At 36.4% G+C, this 14,753-nt stretch carries 18 protein-coding genes; 16 read left to right on the forward strand and 2 right to left on the reverse strand.

Going from position 1 to position 14,753, the window contains the following annotated elements; genetic code table 11:
- Positions 1-732: 732 nt before the first annotated feature.
- The 12 genes from H5117_RS20780 (at position 733) to H5117_RS19700 (ending at position 8,657) form a co-directional block, all read left to right on the forward strand.
- Positions 733-864: a hypothetical protein gene (locus H5117_RS20780; protein ID WP_259395970.1), complete on the forward strand. Its 132-nt coding sequence runs from the start codon at positions 733-735 to the stop codon at positions 862-864.
- Between the two features lie 97 nt (positions 865-961).
- Positions 962-1,201 carry a hypothetical protein gene (locus H5117_RS19655; RefSeq protein ID WP_182694122.1) on the forward strand — a complete coding sequence of 80 codons (240 nt, stop codon included), beginning with the start codon at positions 962-964 and terminating at the stop codon, positions 1,199-1,201.
- Between the two features lie 384 nt (positions 1,202-1,585).
- The gene (locus tag H5117_RS19660) at positions 1,586-2,278 is read left to right on the forward strand and encodes a GAD-like domain-containing protein (RefSeq protein ID WP_182738954.1); all 693 of its coding nucleotides are present in this window, start codon (positions 1,586-1,588) and stop codon (positions 2,276-2,278) included.
- A 77-nt stretch (positions 2,279-2,355) separates the two neighbouring features.
- Positions 2,356-2,832, forward strand: a complete 477-nt coding sequence (locus tag H5117_RS19665; RefSeq protein ID WP_182738955.1) for a hypothetical protein — start codon at positions 2,356-2,358, stop codon at positions 2,830-2,832.
- 130 nt (positions 2,833-2,962) lie between these two features.
- Positions 2,963-3,838: an immunity 49 family protein gene (locus H5117_RS19670; RefSeq protein WP_182738956.1), complete on the forward strand. Its 876-nt coding sequence runs from the start codon at positions 2,963-2,965 to the stop codon at positions 3,836-3,838.
- A gap of 209 nt (positions 3,839-4,047) precedes the next feature.
- Positions 4,048-4,749, forward strand: a complete 702-nt coding sequence (locus H5117_RS19675) for a hypothetical protein (RefSeq protein WP_182738957.1) — start codon at positions 4,048-4,050, stop codon at positions 4,747-4,749.
- 205 nt (positions 4,750-4,954) lie between these two features.
- A complete protein-coding gene (locus H5117_RS20570) occupies positions 4,955-5,371 on the forward strand; it encodes an ADP-ribosylglycohydrolase family protein (protein WP_404936137.1) in 417 nt (138 codons plus the stop codon).
- Positions 5,371-5,589 (forward strand): hypothetical protein, encoded by a 219-nt coding sequence (locus tag H5117_RS20925; RefSeq protein ID WP_404936138.1) that lies wholly within the window; start codon positions 5,371-5,373, stop codon positions 5,587-5,589. Before H5117_RS20570 ends, H5117_RS20925 begins: the two co-directional genes overlap by 1 nt.
- Positions 5,590-6,283: 694 nt before the next feature.
- Entirely contained in the window at positions 6,284-7,333 is a 1,050-nt protein-coding gene (locus H5117_RS20870; RefSeq protein ID WP_310737178.1) for an RHS repeat-associated core domain-containing protein, read from the forward strand.
- Positions 7,334-7,376: 43 nt separating this feature from the next.
- Positions 7,377-7,910: an SMI1/KNR4 family protein gene (locus H5117_RS19690; RefSeq protein ID WP_182738958.1), complete on the forward strand. Its 534-nt coding sequence runs from the start codon at positions 7,377-7,379 to the stop codon at positions 7,908-7,910.
- Between the two features lie 40 nt (positions 7,911-7,950).
- Positions 7,951-8,448, forward strand: coding sequence for a DUF6795 domain-containing protein (locus tag H5117_RS19695; RefSeq protein WP_182738959.1), 498 nt, complete (start codon positions 7,951-7,953; stop codon positions 8,446-8,448).
- A gap of 14 nt (positions 8,449-8,462) precedes the next feature.
- Positions 8,463-8,657, forward strand: coding sequence for a hypothetical protein (locus H5117_RS19700; RefSeq protein WP_182738960.1), 195 nt, complete (start codon positions 8,463-8,465; stop codon positions 8,655-8,657).
- 771 nt (positions 8,658-9,428) lie between these two features.
- Here the strand turns inward: H5117_RS19700 and H5117_RS19705 are convergent.
- Both H5117_RS19705 and H5117_RS19710 read right to left on the reverse strand, forming a co-directional pair.
- Positions 9,429-10,034, reverse strand: a complete 606-nt coding sequence (locus tag H5117_RS19705) for a hypothetical protein (protein ID WP_182738961.1) — start codon at positions 10,032-10,034, stop codon at positions 9,429-9,431.
- Positions 10,035-10,636: 602 nt separating this feature from the next.
- Complete coding sequence (locus H5117_RS19710; protein ID WP_182738962.1) at positions 10,637-11,224, reverse strand: hypothetical protein; 588 nt, start codon at positions 11,222-11,224, stop codon at positions 10,637-10,639.
- A 472-nt stretch (positions 11,225-11,696) separates the two neighbouring features.
- On the opposite strand from H5117_RS19710, the gene H5117_RS19715 reads away from it, so the two are divergent.
- The 4 genes from H5117_RS19715 (at position 11,697) to H5117_RS19730 (ending at position 14,306) form a co-directional block, all read left to right on the forward strand.
- Complete coding sequence (locus tag H5117_RS19715) at positions 11,697-12,224, forward strand: CbrC family protein (RefSeq protein WP_182738963.1); 528 nt, start codon at positions 11,697-11,699, stop codon at positions 12,222-12,224.
- Positions 12,225-12,295: 71 nt separating this feature from the next.
- Complete coding sequence (locus tag H5117_RS19720) at positions 12,296-13,015, forward strand: YwqG family protein (protein ID WP_182738964.1); 720 nt, start codon at positions 12,296-12,298, stop codon at positions 13,013-13,015.
- Positions 13,016-13,044: 29 nt separating this feature from the next.
- Entirely contained in the window at positions 13,045-13,623 is a 579-nt protein-coding gene (locus H5117_RS19725) for a DUF6985 domain-containing protein (protein WP_182738965.1), read from the forward strand.
- A 104-nt stretch (positions 13,624-13,727) separates the two neighbouring features.
- Positions 13,728-14,306, forward strand: a complete 579-nt coding sequence (locus tag H5117_RS19730) for a DUF4272 domain-containing protein (RefSeq protein WP_182738966.1) — start codon at positions 13,728-13,730, stop codon at positions 14,304-14,306.
- Positions 14,307-14,753: the final 447 nt, after the last annotated feature.

Raw genomic sequence — 14,753 nt, forward strand, 5'->3', positions numbered from 1 at the left:
TATATCAACGGATATTACAACAACGTTAGGCCGCATCATTATAATGCCGGTTTAGCGCCAAATGAATCTGAGGTTAGATATCAAGATTCTAAAACTGTGGCCAAATTTTATTGACCACTACATAGTATGGTAAAGTGTTAGCAAAACCAAGCTTTTGATTAATAAGGTTACAAACATTATCAAGTCAATTTGAAGCTGTTTCCTTATTGATTATTTGTAATATAACTAAAGCTGGCTTTATTCAGGTACACCATAAATAGGATGTAGTGTGGCGATAGAAATTGAATACCTAAACCTACCGCTATATAAGAGGATATTTATAACCATCCTGGTCAATCTGCAACTTATATTTATAAAACGAATGAGTAAGGATTTACGATAAAAGTCAAAGGCAAGCTCGAAAGTTTAGTTATTAAAGGTCAAAAACAATAGGTAAAAATAACCGCAATCAAAGTGGAGCAGCTATGTGGTTGTGCCCCTTACTCTAATATCGGCCATTTAGTTGATACCTTACTCCAATGTACAGCAGAAAATAAACTTGGTACCCCAACTAAAAAGCCAAAGTTGCTACATAGAATAGCGATAAATTGAAAGGAATGAACCAAAGGGCTAGTTAGAAAGCACAGACTATAAATTTAGTAAAATACAGCGAAGTTAGACTCCACTAAAGCTCTTTTCTAATTACATAATTGATCAAAATTGGCTAATAGAGAAGATAACTAAGGAAGTTAAATGTTCGATACATTGGACGATATATACAATCATGTGGGACAAGCAGTGTTTGATGCTCTTCCTGATGAATGGGACATAGCAACATTAACGTTGTTAATGGATAAAGTAGATGTTTCGGTAACAATGTTATAGAAATATTTGGATAAAAGTTATTCCAAGAATTACAAATATTTTACCGTAAATAAGCGAAATGGTCTTGCTCATGAATCAAAAGTTTCTGATGCCTTTTATGCACTGTTCTATATTATGCAAAAATAAAAATGATGTCCCTTGGAATAAAGCACGTTTTGAAATGACATCAGAAGGCGACTTCTCAATTGACTTTAAATATGATGAAGATTTTGCGTGGTATAAGTCACTCGACATTGATAGTGAAAAATATGATGAACTTGATATAAACGTTATAAATAAAATAAAGTCATGGGATGGTTTGCCAAAGGGTTATCCGAGATATTGGACAAAACGCTGAGAACGATGATTTAGGATTTTATAAATGGATATTTATAGAAACTTCTAAACTAAGTTAAAAATAAATTTTAGCTCTTTTCAATAAGCCCTTCCTATAGGTACTTTGGTAAAAGATTAAAAAAACTCCACGGCTACCTTAATTTTTATATCTTAACGAACGAAGTATTTGGCTTTTGTAATTATAAAATCAAGCAGGGCGTTGTATGGCCACTGTAAAAAAGCATTTCTAACTGTATGTGTAGTATATTTTATGTGGGCAGGACATTTTAAGGGTAAGTCTTATTAGCACCCACACTCAGTTTGGGTTGGCATAAACTTAAATAACTCATTAGAGATGCTGAAACCACAATTTTATAGTTATTTATTCTTACATAGGTGTAAATAGATGAATAAATTCTTTGATAACTTTTACAATTTCAAGGGTTTTGGTCCCGCTATTAAAGCGACAATGCCAACTAAAGAGACGCTTGAATTTTTTAAAGGCAAACTCCCTGAACGCTTGTTGGAATACTGGCAAGAATATGGTTTTTGTGGGTGGGCAGAGGGCATTTTTTGGCTTGTGAACCCACAAGACTACCATGACATTTTGCAAACATGGTTGCAAGATACTGAATTCGCTAAGCGGGCAGAGTCGGGTGTCGATAGTTATTATGTCATTGGGCGAAGTGCGTTTGGGGATTTAATTGTATGGGGTACTACGTCTGGTCGGAGTTTAGATATAAGTTCAAATTATGGAATGATTTTCCCATCAGATTACTTAGAAAAATTGAGAGTGCGGGGAGAGGATCGCCAGATCGAATTATTTTTTGCTACGATGAGGAAAGAACCTCTAGATGAAAAAGACGTCAATGAAAAGCTACTGTTTGAAAGAGCATATAATAATCTTGGCCCCTTAAATGATGACGAAATGTATGCATTTGTACCGGCATTGGCTTTAGGCGGCACAAACAAATTAGAGAACCTAAAAAAGGTAAAGGCTATTGAGCATTTAAACTTTTTAGCTGATTTAGCTGATTTAGGTGAAAAGCGGGTAATGGCTGATATTGTTTCTATGTCAGATGAGCTACATAAAAAGTAAACAACTTAATTAATTGCTGATTAAAAAATATAAGTTGAGCAATTACGCTTTTACTGCCATCGACTAAGAGATTTTACATGACAAATTTATTTGGAATATCGATTAAAAGCAATGAAACAAATAGCTTTTTTCGCGGAGAAAAAAACTACTTTGTAAGAACTCCAGGTTTCGATCAGCACAATCATGGTGCAAACTTGAGTGGGCATGTTGAATCCTTCATAAACTGTGGTGATGACAATGCTGAAATTTTTGATGAAGCCTTTATAAACTTTTTGGGATCTTTGGAAGTAAATCAAGAAGATTTAACTCATTTTATGAGTAATGTCTCAGCATTTTTTGCTTTAACACATAGAGGGAAATTAAAAAGATCAAGGCTCTTTCGTTATTATAGAAATAGCGAGTCATTTCTTATTAATCATTATTTAAAAAAAGTCTCAAACAGTGAATTATATTCTAGTGAAAAAGATAGGATATATAAACATGCAGATTTTATATCTAAAAATGGCAATGTTATTTTGTTGAATGCACTAAAAGAAATAGAGGCTAAAAGATAGCATAGATTGATGGCTATTGCGCTATTTCTCTTTCTTTAAAAGCCGTGCCTTATAAATTAAGATCCGATTGGCTTTGATTCGTTTTGTGATTCTGATTTTGATAGGATTAAAAATGCACTAAGAGGAAAAAATGAGAATTAAAAGAAAATACGATCCAGAATTTGATAAGTATGTGCCTTTGGAGGAGTGGTTAGAGTCGCCAAGAGAAGCCTATGAAGAAATAGTAGAAGATATTGAAATTAGACGCGATAACCTTTTAATGATATCAGAGGATATGATTAAACTTGCTCGTTGGCTCACTTGGGAAGTTCAAACGCCAGAGATAGAAAAAGAGTCAGCAACAGGGCTACGTTATGCGTCAAAAATGTACGCCGCGTTCTTAAAGCTTGCGCAGTACCCAGAGCAAGAGCAAACCTTTAAAATATATGATTTACCCGAAGTAACATGGAATGGTAAAGGTATGTTAGAAAACGGTTATGCAGCGCCATCAGAATGGATTGATGCCTATTTTTTAGCGGTGATTACTCGCGACACTGAAAGTATGGATAGCTTGGCAAACTTCCCTATAGAAACGATGAAACAAAGTGCGACACAAGCAGGCCCTGTTTCTTATAAGCTCGTTGAAGTATTTCAAGCTTATCACCATAGTAAAGCAGATTACCCTAAATTGCTTGACGAGTGCATGGGAATGGCTGTTAAACAAAATGATTGGGCGATATATATTGCTTTCGGATACTTAGAAACTCTAGCTGCTTTATCGCCAGCTGCTTTATCGCCAGCAACTTTTGATGTTGGTTGTGATTTTAATGAAGCACTTGCCAAAAACGTACAAGCGCAAGAGCGCTACCACATTTATGAGGCAGGTCCGGATCATGCCCCTGTAGATTCATTCTTGTCCCTACAATTACTCGGTATGGCGTGCATGTGGCACGATATGGGTAATGAGGTAACGGTTGAAAGTGATTCACTTTCTCGCTTTTTAATTAATGGAACTTATTTTAACTAGCAACTGGTTAGTATAAGTCAGGGGAGTTTATACCTATATGTGTATTTTATATTTCCTAACCATGTTCATGAAAATTTAGATTTTTATTGCTGATAAAATTGGACAGTCACCTGCTAAATCCGAGCATCTCATACAATCTGGTCATAAGCTGGTTGTTGATTCAAATATTGAAGGTGTTGTTAAATTAACTCAAATTTAAGGATGCAATTATGATCGATATAAATAACTTTAACTTGGATATATATAATTTACATAAAGAAGATTTTTTATCCAGTAATGAAGAAGTACTAATAAGGTTTTTCTTAATAGAAAATAATGATTTAATTCTCGTTCAATTTATTTCAGACAATAATCTCAATTCTGCTTTCTTTAATGTTTCCGATTTTCAAAGGATACCCAAAGAAGCTCGCTATAGAGAGTATCATGGCAAAGAGATGAGAGAAGTGATTGAAGACTATTCATTAATCGAAACAATTAAGGTTGATTTAGAAACGGGTGATGAGTCCATTGTTGGAAAGGTATTTAAAGAAAATAAAATTGTTTATGAGTGTTGTTATAGTCGATACTCAGATTCAATTGAGCCTACTTTATGGGAGCTCTTTCAAATATCAGAAAATAGGAAAGTAAAATCTGAATTGAGACTTGAAGAAGATGTTTTAAGATTTCAAAATATGATTTTTCTTGAGAAGGTCGAGTTTCTCCGTTCTAAGTTTAGGAGTATTTATAAAACACGCTGGGAGTTAGGTATTGCGCCTGAGGAATGCTTTTTAGATAAGCAAGAAATTGTGAAATATAACGCAGATCTGGATTTTAAAAGTGCCTTAAAAGAAGTGCTAGACTTAGAAAAAGAACTAACAGGAAAATCTGTTCTTGAAATGTATTCGAATATTATAGCTCAAGGTGATAATTAGTTAATGTTAATAGAAATAGCTATAGCAGATGCCTATGGGGCTGGCTTCGAGTTTTCTTCGGAAAAAAAGTGGTACTTTATAATGATCTGTCTAGTTATTCACGACATGATTTATATGGGTTCTCAGCTAAATATACCGATGATACCCAGATGACAATCGCCATAGTGGGATTAATGTTAAATAACGAAAATTTACGAGCGAAATTATTGCAGATAAGTTTATTGAATGCTTTAAGCGAGATCAACGTTTAGGATATTCAAAGGGCTTCTATCAACTTTTATTAAGTGTAGAACCTGGATTTGATCTAATAAATATAATCAAGCCCAATAGCGAAAGAAATGGTGCAGCTATGAGATCTGTACCGATAGGTTTTTTTAAAGAAAAAAATAAGCTTCTCGAATTTGCTAAAATGCAAGCCCAAATTACGCACAATTCTTCTATAGCTATACAATCTAGTTGCGCTATTGCCTTAGCTTGTCACTTTGGCATCCATCACAAGGGTAAATTATTAAACTTAGAAAAGTTTTTAGAAGGTGAAGGTTTTGCTGATTGGGATTTTGACTGGGGCAGGAGGTTTCTATTAAAGCATTCGATACTGTTAGTGCTGCCTTTAGCTGTTTAATAAAAAATAGTAACCTTAAAGATTTACTGCAAAGCTGTGTTGCACTTCGAGGGGATACAGACAGTGTCTCTTCTATAGCTGTTGGATTAGCTTGCTGCTTTGATGAATACGAGAAGAACCTGCCTTTAGATTTGATTAAAGATTTAGATGAGCCAAATTATGGCATTCTATTTTTGAGCAAACTAGATGAAGAATTAAGAGAAAAATTCACTTTGTAATGTTGTCTCAAAATGAACTAGACAATTACTCGAATAACAGTGACATCTACTCTCAGTTTTAGACTCTGAAAAAAATAACAATGACACCCACTACCATTGGGATAGCTTTGGTAACCCGCAAAGCCAGACTGTTCAATCAAACACAAACGATGCAGACCTTAGAGATACAGGCGAGCAGGGTATAGAACATGATGCTGCCAGTAACGAGCATACAGCCAGTTCTTCTATTGATTTAACACGTGCCACGCATACCGAATACAATGAGTTAGCGCCAAATAGTAGTGAAAGTAGTAGTAAAAATAGTAGCAACGCAGACTCAGTAATAAACAATGAAGGCACTAACAACACTACAATAAACAGTGCCACCGACGCCGACCGCCTAACACAATTTGGCGACAGCGACTTTCATTATGATGAATTTGGTAACCAAATACGCGAAACTGGCAGAGGCATAAAAACCCGCCGCGAATACAACGCGTTTAATCAGCTAAGTTGTTTTAATAACAACGGTACGCTTACTCAATACGACTACGACCCATTAGGTCGTCGTATCGCCAAGCACACCGAGCAGGGCAAAATTGACTACATTTGGGATAACGACCAGTTAATCGGCGAATGCCAATACGGTGAATATACCTGGTATATCAACCTGCCAAATCAGTTTCACCCAGTCGCACTAATTAAACAAGGTGAGGTGTATTACTATCACCTAGACCAGCTTAATACGCCGCGGTTTGTTACCAACAACAAAGCGCAAGTCGTATGGGAAAACCAAGCTGATGTGTATGGTTATGAGGAGCCAAAAGCTGAGCCTGACACTAATAAAGAAAGCAGCTTCACTCAGCCAATTCGTTTTCAGGGGCAATATCTAGATGAAGAGAGCGGCTTACATTACAACCGCTACCGCTACTACAGCCCAAAACAACAACGCTTTATAAACCAAGACACGATAGGGCTTGTGGGTGGCATAAACCACTATCAATATGCGCCAAATCCGGTGAATTGGGTTGATCCGTTTGGGTTGTTGTGTAAAGAAGGTGAAAAAAGATTAAAGAGAATGCTGGATACCTTGGTAGATAATGGCTTTGAAAAAGAAGTAATTGATGCCATTTTTAAAGTAGCAATAGCATGTACTCCAATTGACAATCAAGATATATCTACGATTAAATATTCACCTGGGAAAGATAACTATCGTAAAGAACACATATATGACATAACGGGTCTTGATGAAGAAAATAATCTCATTACACTGAATAAAGTTAATAAGTCAGGCGAAATGACCCCTGTAACTATAAGTATTGATGAATTTGCAAATCAACATAAAGTTAACGGTGAAAAGGTCAAGATTAACCCTGATTCAAAACCAACGAAGTACCATAAACGTACAGTTGGAGAAGTTGATGAGGCAAGAAAGGCATTTCCAGTTCAGCGAAAAGAATATATCAAAAAGTATGCTTCAGATGCACTGAATGATGATAACCATGAAGCGCATAATCACTTTACACCAAAGCAATTAAATCGTATGAAAGTAACACGTCAAGTACCTAAAAAGTACAATGTTCACCATAAAAAGCCTATTTTTAGGTGTGATCCAAATGAAAACCCAAATGATTTGGATAATTTAGAACTATTAACGGAAGACTTCCATAGTAGAGAAAACAAAAAACTTCATTGGTATGAGGAAGGTGATGAACCGTATGACGAAAACGGTTTAGGACCTAATCTAGGTTTAGAAATAGTTTAATCGTTTTATATTTAAATACAAAATTAAAAGTTTGAGGAATAAGATGAGTAACGAAATAACTAACATAATGGCACAGGCTCAACAAATAGAAAACTTTAGTTGTAGAAAAGGCGGTGCACCTCGGGGACAGATTAAGGGTTTAGAAGAGAAGTTTAAAATAACTTTACCTGAACCTTATAGATTTTTTTTAGAACAATATGGATTTTGTTTTTGGTTTGGAGACAGTGTACAGGGTCTTGTTCCTTTGGATGAAGATTATGAAGATTATGAAGAGGATGATGTGATTGGAGCAACTGAATATTATCATCAGACGTATGATAACAAAGATGAATATCAATCAGTACCCGATCATGGGGTGGTTATTAACTCTTATGATGGTGGTGGCTATTATTTTTTATTTTCGCAAGAGTCGGATCGTGCTGGTGAAGTTGGGCTATTTTTAACAGAAACTTACGGACAGGAAGTGTCTAAATTTAATACTTTCACTGACTTTTTATCTTTTTTAGTTACGGGTACACCTGATCCAGAGCTAGTTGATGTCGATTACGATGAAATAATGGACATAATTGAAGACTAATTTTAGGCTTCAATTATAAAAGCAGAGGTTTAGAACCACTATGTTTAGTTTAATAAAAAAATATGACGTACACATGTGCTCTGAGGTTAAAGGGATTATTACTTTAAACGGCAATCCCGTTGAAGGTGTTTTAATTAATCGGAGCCTCAAATTTGCACATAAAATTGAAAAAGAAGATCAGGTTATTACAGCTTCCGATGGCGCGTTTAATATGCCAGAAGTTGTTGTTGAGTCAAAAATACCCGGTGATATGTTTTCCCATGAAGTTACTTATCAACTTATTACTGCAATTCATGGCGGTGAAGAGTATGAGCTTTGGAATAGTGAGCTACGTGGAATTGATGAGCCCGACGAGTACAAACAAAAGCTAAGCAGTCTAAACGCTGATTTAGTATCACCTAATGTAGATTTTATATTTCCTAACCATGCTCATGAAAATTTAGATTTTTATGGCTCGACTATTTGTAGATGGGAAAGTGACTTTGAAATCTATGAAACTGAAGACGACGATACGGATTACTTTAAAGATTTTAAATAATAAAAGGATTTTACATGAAAATTTTATCTCCTAGCATAGCGGCACAACTGGCTGATTTTGCGTACAAAAGCATTGCGGTTTCGGCGGTTGGTGATCAGTCAAAAAAAATAAAATCGAATCCAATTATTAGTAAGCATTTTGCATTTGATTCAAAAACATCAACACTAACAGGTGTAAGTGGCACAACAGCAGAGCATGTATTGAACTAATCTACTGGTTTTGGCTTTTTTAGTGTAGGCAAAGGTACCGGTAACCATGCAGGAAAGATTGTAATAAAAACAAACTAGACAGCAAAAATACGTAGATAAAAGCCACAAAGTTAAAAATTAAAATTGCAGTTATGCAATTATCTTTATGCTTATAATTTAGGTTTAAAGATAAAAATGGCTTATCTAAAGGATGAAATGAAGCAATGCAGTCGTAAGAAATTAATTATTGACCTAAAGAAATAAATCTAGTCCCCAGCTTTGCTTGCTAAATTAGAGTGAGTGTCAAGCTAGTTTTATTAACCACAACATTCGACAAAGAAAAATAGTTTGCTCAATATGAGCGTATTGGTCAGCAACTAGAAGCGACTTTATGCTACTGAGTGAAGAGGAGATTCAGGACGTGGTTGATAGGCTCAACCACCTTCCAAAGAAAACAAGAGGTCATAAAACACCTCATGAACTATTTACCTAGCAACAAGAAAAATTAGTAGCTACATAAACAATTGCACTCATGAGTTTAATTCAAGAGATAAAAAAACCTGTTAAATAAGCTTTTATGTCACTCATTGTTTTGACTTCCATATTCTGGTTTAAAGTGATTTGTGCAAAACTTTTTGGCTTGATGGTAAATAAAATTACAGCGTTGCAAATATTTTGAGGTAAGTACGGTAGCCATACCATGCGTGCAAATTGCGATGGAGCAATAGCTAAATTTTGGTAACTCTCAATTTTTCAAACCGAAACGTCAGATCAAGTCTGAGCTAGTACAACTTAGCACTGCCATAAAAACTTAGCAGAACGATTGCAGCTGCATGCAAAAGAATATCCGGAACCTCCAGCGAAGTTCATTTCAGTTTCATATTTGGGGCCTTGCTCCAATTGAGTAATGAATGTCATTGGTTTATGGCAAGTATCACAATTTGGTGTGTCATCGCCTTGGAGCCAATATGGCTCGCCGGAAGTTTGACCTAAAACCCGCCGATATTCCTGGTTGTTACTCTCTCCCCATACATCTACGGCCTCTGCATAATTTGGCGCATCGACTTCTATAATGACGGCAGAATACTCAGTCTTTCGTAATGTTTCACCTTCAGCAGGAATAGTCACATATTCAAGTTCATTAGGCTTGATTACAATAACAGCGTTCCCGCCGTCATCGGGCTCACCGTCATCACATACACCAGGGTCATTCTGGCACATAAATATTTGGTGTATGTCATCTTCGACTTTAATTTTACCTAGAAATTGCATTGGGAGCTCACAGCAAGCACATTTAGGCCAGCTGAAATTCTCGCTGATATTTTTTACTGGTTTGCCGCCAAAAGAAGTTGCATTTAATTCAACTGGCTTTGGGCTATATATTAAAAGCTTAATCATTCGGATAACGTCCTATGTATGTATAGAGAGCCATATAAAATGGCTCGTTTTTATTCATCTATAATGGTTTAACCATATCTTCGTTCCTATTTTGGTTCAATCTATTGCTATACTTTCACATTGCACATAAAAATTGTTAAGTGTTCTTTATCAATAATTAACAGGCTACTTCACTTTCTAAACACTCAACCAAGCACTCTAACATGCTTATCACGTTCCCAATACCTGAATAGCTCGAGATGCGAATCGCAATATGATCCTCTTCCGTGCTTAACACATGTACCGCAATTCCTTGAGGTGCGCCGCCACGTCAAATGCCTACAATATAGTCAGGATTAAACTATTTTAGTAGACTTTCAAAGCCAATTTAAAATAGTCTTATAAAAGTTCTTGTTTCCTGACGGATGGACAGTTAATTGAAGGGCTGCAGTATACAATATAAGGGGGTAGTGCGAGTGAGTGTGGGTTTTGATGAGGAATAAAGTGGTGATAATGGCTTTGGCGGCATAGACTCAACCCCACTTTCAAAGAATCACTCGAATATATGTGCTCGAGTGACATTCTATTACTTGCCTACGGCCTATGGTTAGATTGAATTCACATTAATTTGCAAAAATATTATCCAGATCCTCGTCAATATACAGGCCCGTTAAGCCATTATCTTCAACCGCTTGCTTAAACACATCAGTACAAAACAAGCGAGAGCCACCATGTAACTTACTTTTAAAAACAGGTTTGTTTTTCACATCATCCATAACAAACTGAACTTTGCTGCAACCAACAGGGTTACCCTCAAAATATTCTATTTCGCATTTATCTAAGTCTTCTTGACCAAAGGTAAGTAAGTTAAAAATAACAATCGGTTCACCATCGGCTTTTGTTTCAATAAACTCACCCAGCGGCTCGAGAATATCCTTTAATGCGTTATACGCTTTCATACGAAGACCGATAAAGCCATCCATAATGCTAACATCGTAATTCTTTTTAAGGTAGCCGGGTAAAAATGAAAACTCATACCCCTCAGGCCAGTACTCTAGTAAAGAGTGATTCTGCCTATGAATGCCCAGAAAAAATGCATAAGGGTTTTCGCCTTCTGGCAATGTTGGTGCTATGAGTTTAATAAACCCGAGTATGTCCCAATCGAGCATATCGTAAGAGTAAGTGACCGCTTTGAGCGAGTATAGTGTCATACTTTTCTACCTCATACAGGATGCTCGAACAGCAAAAACCTGATTAAACATTTTTGAATTTTGCGATTTTTTTATGCCATGTTGTATTGCCAACATTATACGACATAGATATCCATATTAAGATATTTCCGATCTACTGTAAAACGACACGTTTAATAATACCCGACCACTTAACAAATGCCATCAACCAACTCTAAGTAATCACTCGACTTCATTTGAATACTTCCAGTCTGACCTTACTTAGGATTGCCCAGGAATGAGTAGAGTAACTTTTTAGTTGGCCTGTGAGCTTTGCCGTTTGTTCAGTTCTACTTTTATAGGTTTAGCCATTGTGCGGGGTTTTATAAAAATTAAGGAAATACCGACTTGGCTGGCGGTATTTAAAAATATGTAGCAAAATAACGCGAATAATAAAACTATCAGCAGCAAACGCCTGCCAATGATTAAAGTGCTAGCGCCATAAGGACAAACTGTGCAATTACCAACGTTTAAATATCATCCAGACCCTATTACGACGCAAGCGATCGAAGAAAGCGATGAAACTTGTGACTGTTGTGAAAAAGCAAACGGATATATCTATTCGTCCACAATGTATAGCGCGGACGAAATAGAATATATATGTCCTTGGTGTATCGCAGATGGTTCGGCGGCAATGAAATTCGATGGGACGTTTGTTGATGGTCATCCTTTGGGTGTAGCAGGTATTGCTGCTGATATAATAGCGGAAGTTTGTAAAAGAACGCCTGGCTACAACTCATGGCAGCAAGAAGTTTGGATGAGTCATTGTAATGACGCTTGCGAATTTCATGGTGACGCAGATGCGGATGACTTAAAAGCATTAAACGGTGTTCAGCTAAAACACTTTTTGAAAGAAGAAATGATAAAAATCGATATCTGGCAAAAGATTCTCGAAAACTATGAAGAAGGCGGAAATCCTACCATTTATAAATTTAAATGCAGGCACTGCCCTGAGGCAGTATTCACGATAGATTACTCATAATTATAACTGGCCAATAAATTCACGTTACGCTGACTTCGTGTAAGATTAGGCGTTAGTCAAAGGGAAGTGAAATGAATCCTAATATATTAAAAGAGTTTATTAATACTGAAGCAGAACTATCGCCTCACAAAGACTATTTAAAATCAATTACCAAACCGAGTGTTGATATTGCATTTTTAAATCGCGACGCAGAAGCTCATGAAAGTAGAGTAGGAGGTAGCCCGCTAGTACCTAAAAATTTTGTATGGCCAACTCATATCAAAGGTGAATATAGATTTTTAGGACAAATCAATTTTTCTGAAATCAGTTATCCTCTCAAAGTCTTACCTGAATCAGGTTTGTTATTGCTCTTTTATGCCTATGATGAAAACGATGAAATATTCTGGGGCAGTGATGGCTACGTTATCGGTTACTTCTATCCAGATGTTAAGGATTTATCTTTATACGAACAATCGCCTGCTCAATACAAAGCAAAGAAAATGGTATTTAGTTATGGAGAGGAAATACCTAGGCATGAAGATTTACGCAAAGACTGGCCTTTTGACACAGAAATTTTAGCCGATTTACCTTATTTGCAGGACTATCGCGAAGATTACATGCTTGGTTATCCATCTTTTTGCACTTTGGGTTATGACCCAACACCGAAAGGTGATTGGATGTCGCTGTTAACGTTAAGATCCTATGAGAAGTTCGATTGGTGCTGGCATGATGGTGACAAGCTGATGATATTTATTGAGAACGAGAAGCTTAAAAAAGCAGACTTTAGTAATTTAAAGGCAGACGCAGGGTAAATATACAACAAGGCTTAGTGAGAAATCGTATGGAATTAGAAGTCGGAAATATAGTATTTAAAAAAGTGATGAGTAAGTACAACGAAGAATGGTATGAATGGTTGTCTTCACCCTTGCCGATCCCTTTTCTCAATAACGCCAAGGTTGAGATAGAATTGGAATTTAATGATCAAGATTTAAAAGAATTTAAACATGAAATAGCAACAACACTGAACAATGCCCTAACTTTAGGGGAAGATGATCGAGAAGCTCTAAAGGAGCACCTCTTTGCCTATTATAGAGACTTTGTTTTAGACGTTGGCGAGGATTATCTTGAGGATATGCCACCCCAAGATCATGAGGATAGAATGCTTGAGTTTATACGACTTTCATCATTATCTATTTGTAGAAGCTCTATGACAAAAGAGTTTTTTTGCGAATTTAAGGGTGGATGCGATTGGGAAACAGAACATGGACTTTCCATCACCTTTAAAAACGGTGTTACTATTGCGAAAGTAGGTGGGTATGGGCATGTAACTAACTCAGATGCTTACGCAGATTTATCCAAAGACGAATATGTATATTACGGAAACTTCATTAATACATATGCAAAGCAACAAAATAAGTAAGTGCCTATAATATAACTCTGCAATCTATTGCTTGGCTAGTAGGTTAGTGTGAAGATCGAGCAGATTTTACTTGCTCTCCTAGAATATTATTTTAAGAGGAACTCATGGAAGATATTGAAGAAGAAATTATCATCAGAACCCCTAAAGAGGTGGCTCAACGTGTTTTGGGTGTTATAGCATCCGTTGGTAAGGTGTACTTTCCAGAAAAAAATCAGGTGTGGATTGAGCAGAACAGTATTGGCCAATACCTTTCACCTGAAGAGAAAAAATTCATTAATAACCCAACACCTGAAGATGATGACAGAGTCAACTTCTCATGGAAGATAGAAACCTTGGTGCCCTTGCTTTGGAGTTTACAAGGACTAAATGAAATGCCTGCTTTTAATGAACAGTTTGATGTATGGGGTAATGAACTTGTACTTAAAGCTATAAGAAATACTAAAGAATTTCTCGCTGATGCAAAATTAAAAGACGACGAGGTACTGACCCAAATGGAATCTTTTTTGTACCATCAGCATTGGCGAGTTAGAGATAGGGATATGGGGTTCAATAATGGCAAACCTAATGAAGACGACATAAATATTAATGAGCTCAACTCAGGTATTGTTTATGAGCGCCGATACGGCATGAGTTGGGTTTTAGGTTATGGTGAGTCGTGGGACGATGTGCCAACAGATACATAATAATTTACGCTTGTACGCTTTAAATTTGACGTGGCTTGCTTCGTTGAGATTTTTATCTGGTTGTTAGTGGTTTAGCTCTATTATCCACCTGTATAAAGCTATGACTGGCCTCAATACAAAGGCTCTTAAGTTTAGTGTTGTATTGGGGCATATGAATATTAAAAAATAAGGTTACTGTTTAGTTTCTATGGGTAGGAACGGCATGGATTTAAGAGTTTAGCAAACTGTTGGAAGTCCACATATCATTTGAGCTAGGGTATAAATCTGAAATTTAAAATAGCCTTAGGCAATTAGAAGCTTTGCTTCTCGCGCAAGCAAGCTTAGCGCCTTGTATCTCTCGTTGATAAATGATTAGCTATCATTTATCACATCGAAGTCAGTGAGCTTGCCTCGGCGCCTAGTATTTAATACTGCTCGGTAGATAAAGCCCTGACTTTCTATTCTCAG

The organism is Pseudoalteromonas sp. SG45-1, assembly GCF_014164135.1.
GTDB classification, from domain to species: domain Bacteria; phylum Pseudomonadota; class Gammaproteobacteria; order Enterobacterales; family Alteromonadaceae; genus Pseudoalteromonas; species Pseudoalteromonas distincta.

Coding starts and splice junctions, on each gene's coding strand:
- H5117_RS19675 (WP_182738957.1), top strand. CDS start 4,048: ATGATCGATATAAATAACTTTAACTTGGATATATATAATTTACATAAA.
- H5117_RS19720 (WP_182738964.1), top strand. CDS start 12,296: ATGAATCCTAATATATTAAAAGAGTTTATTAATACTGAAGCAGAACTA.
- H5117_RS19695 (WP_182738959.1), top strand. CDS start 7,951: ATGTTTAGTTTAATAAAAAAATATGACGTACACATGTGCTCTGAGGTT.
- H5117_RS19660 (WP_182738954.1), top strand. CDS start 1,586: ATGAATAAATTCTTTGATAACTTTTACAATTTCAAGGGTTTTGGTCCC.
- H5117_RS19705 (WP_182738961.1), bottom strand. CDS start 10,034: ATGATTAAGCTTTTAATATATAGCCCAAAGCCAGTTGAATTAAATGCA.
- H5117_RS19730 (WP_182738966.1), top strand. CDS start 13,728: ATGGAAGATATTGAAGAAGAAATTATCATCAGAACCCCTAAAGAGGTG.
- H5117_RS20780 (WP_259395970.1), top strand. CDS start 733: ATGTTCGATACATTGGACGATATATACAATCATGTGGGACAAGCAGTG.
- H5117_RS19700 (WP_182738960.1), top strand. CDS start 8,463: ATGAAAATTTTATCTCCTAGCATAGCGGCACAACTGGCTGATTTTGCG.
- H5117_RS19710 (WP_182738962.1), bottom strand. CDS start 11,224: ATGACACTATACTCGCTCAAAGCGGTCACTTACTCTTACGATATGCTC.
- H5117_RS19725 (WP_182738965.1), top strand. CDS start 13,045: ATGGAATTAGAAGTCGGAAATATAGTATTTAAAAAAGTGATGAGTAAG.
- H5117_RS19655 (WP_182694122.1), top strand. CDS start 962: ATGCACTGTTCTATATTATGCAAAAATAAAAATGATGTCCCTTGGAAT.
- H5117_RS19690 (WP_182738958.1), top strand. CDS start 7,377: ATGAGTAACGAAATAACTAACATAATGGCACAGGCTCAACAAATAGAA.
- H5117_RS19665 (WP_182738955.1), top strand. CDS start 2,356: ATGACAAATTTATTTGGAATATCGATTAAAAGCAATGAAACAAATAGC.
- H5117_RS19670 (WP_182738956.1), top strand. CDS start 2,963: ATGAGAATTAAAAGAAAATACGATCCAGAATTTGATAAGTATGTGCCT.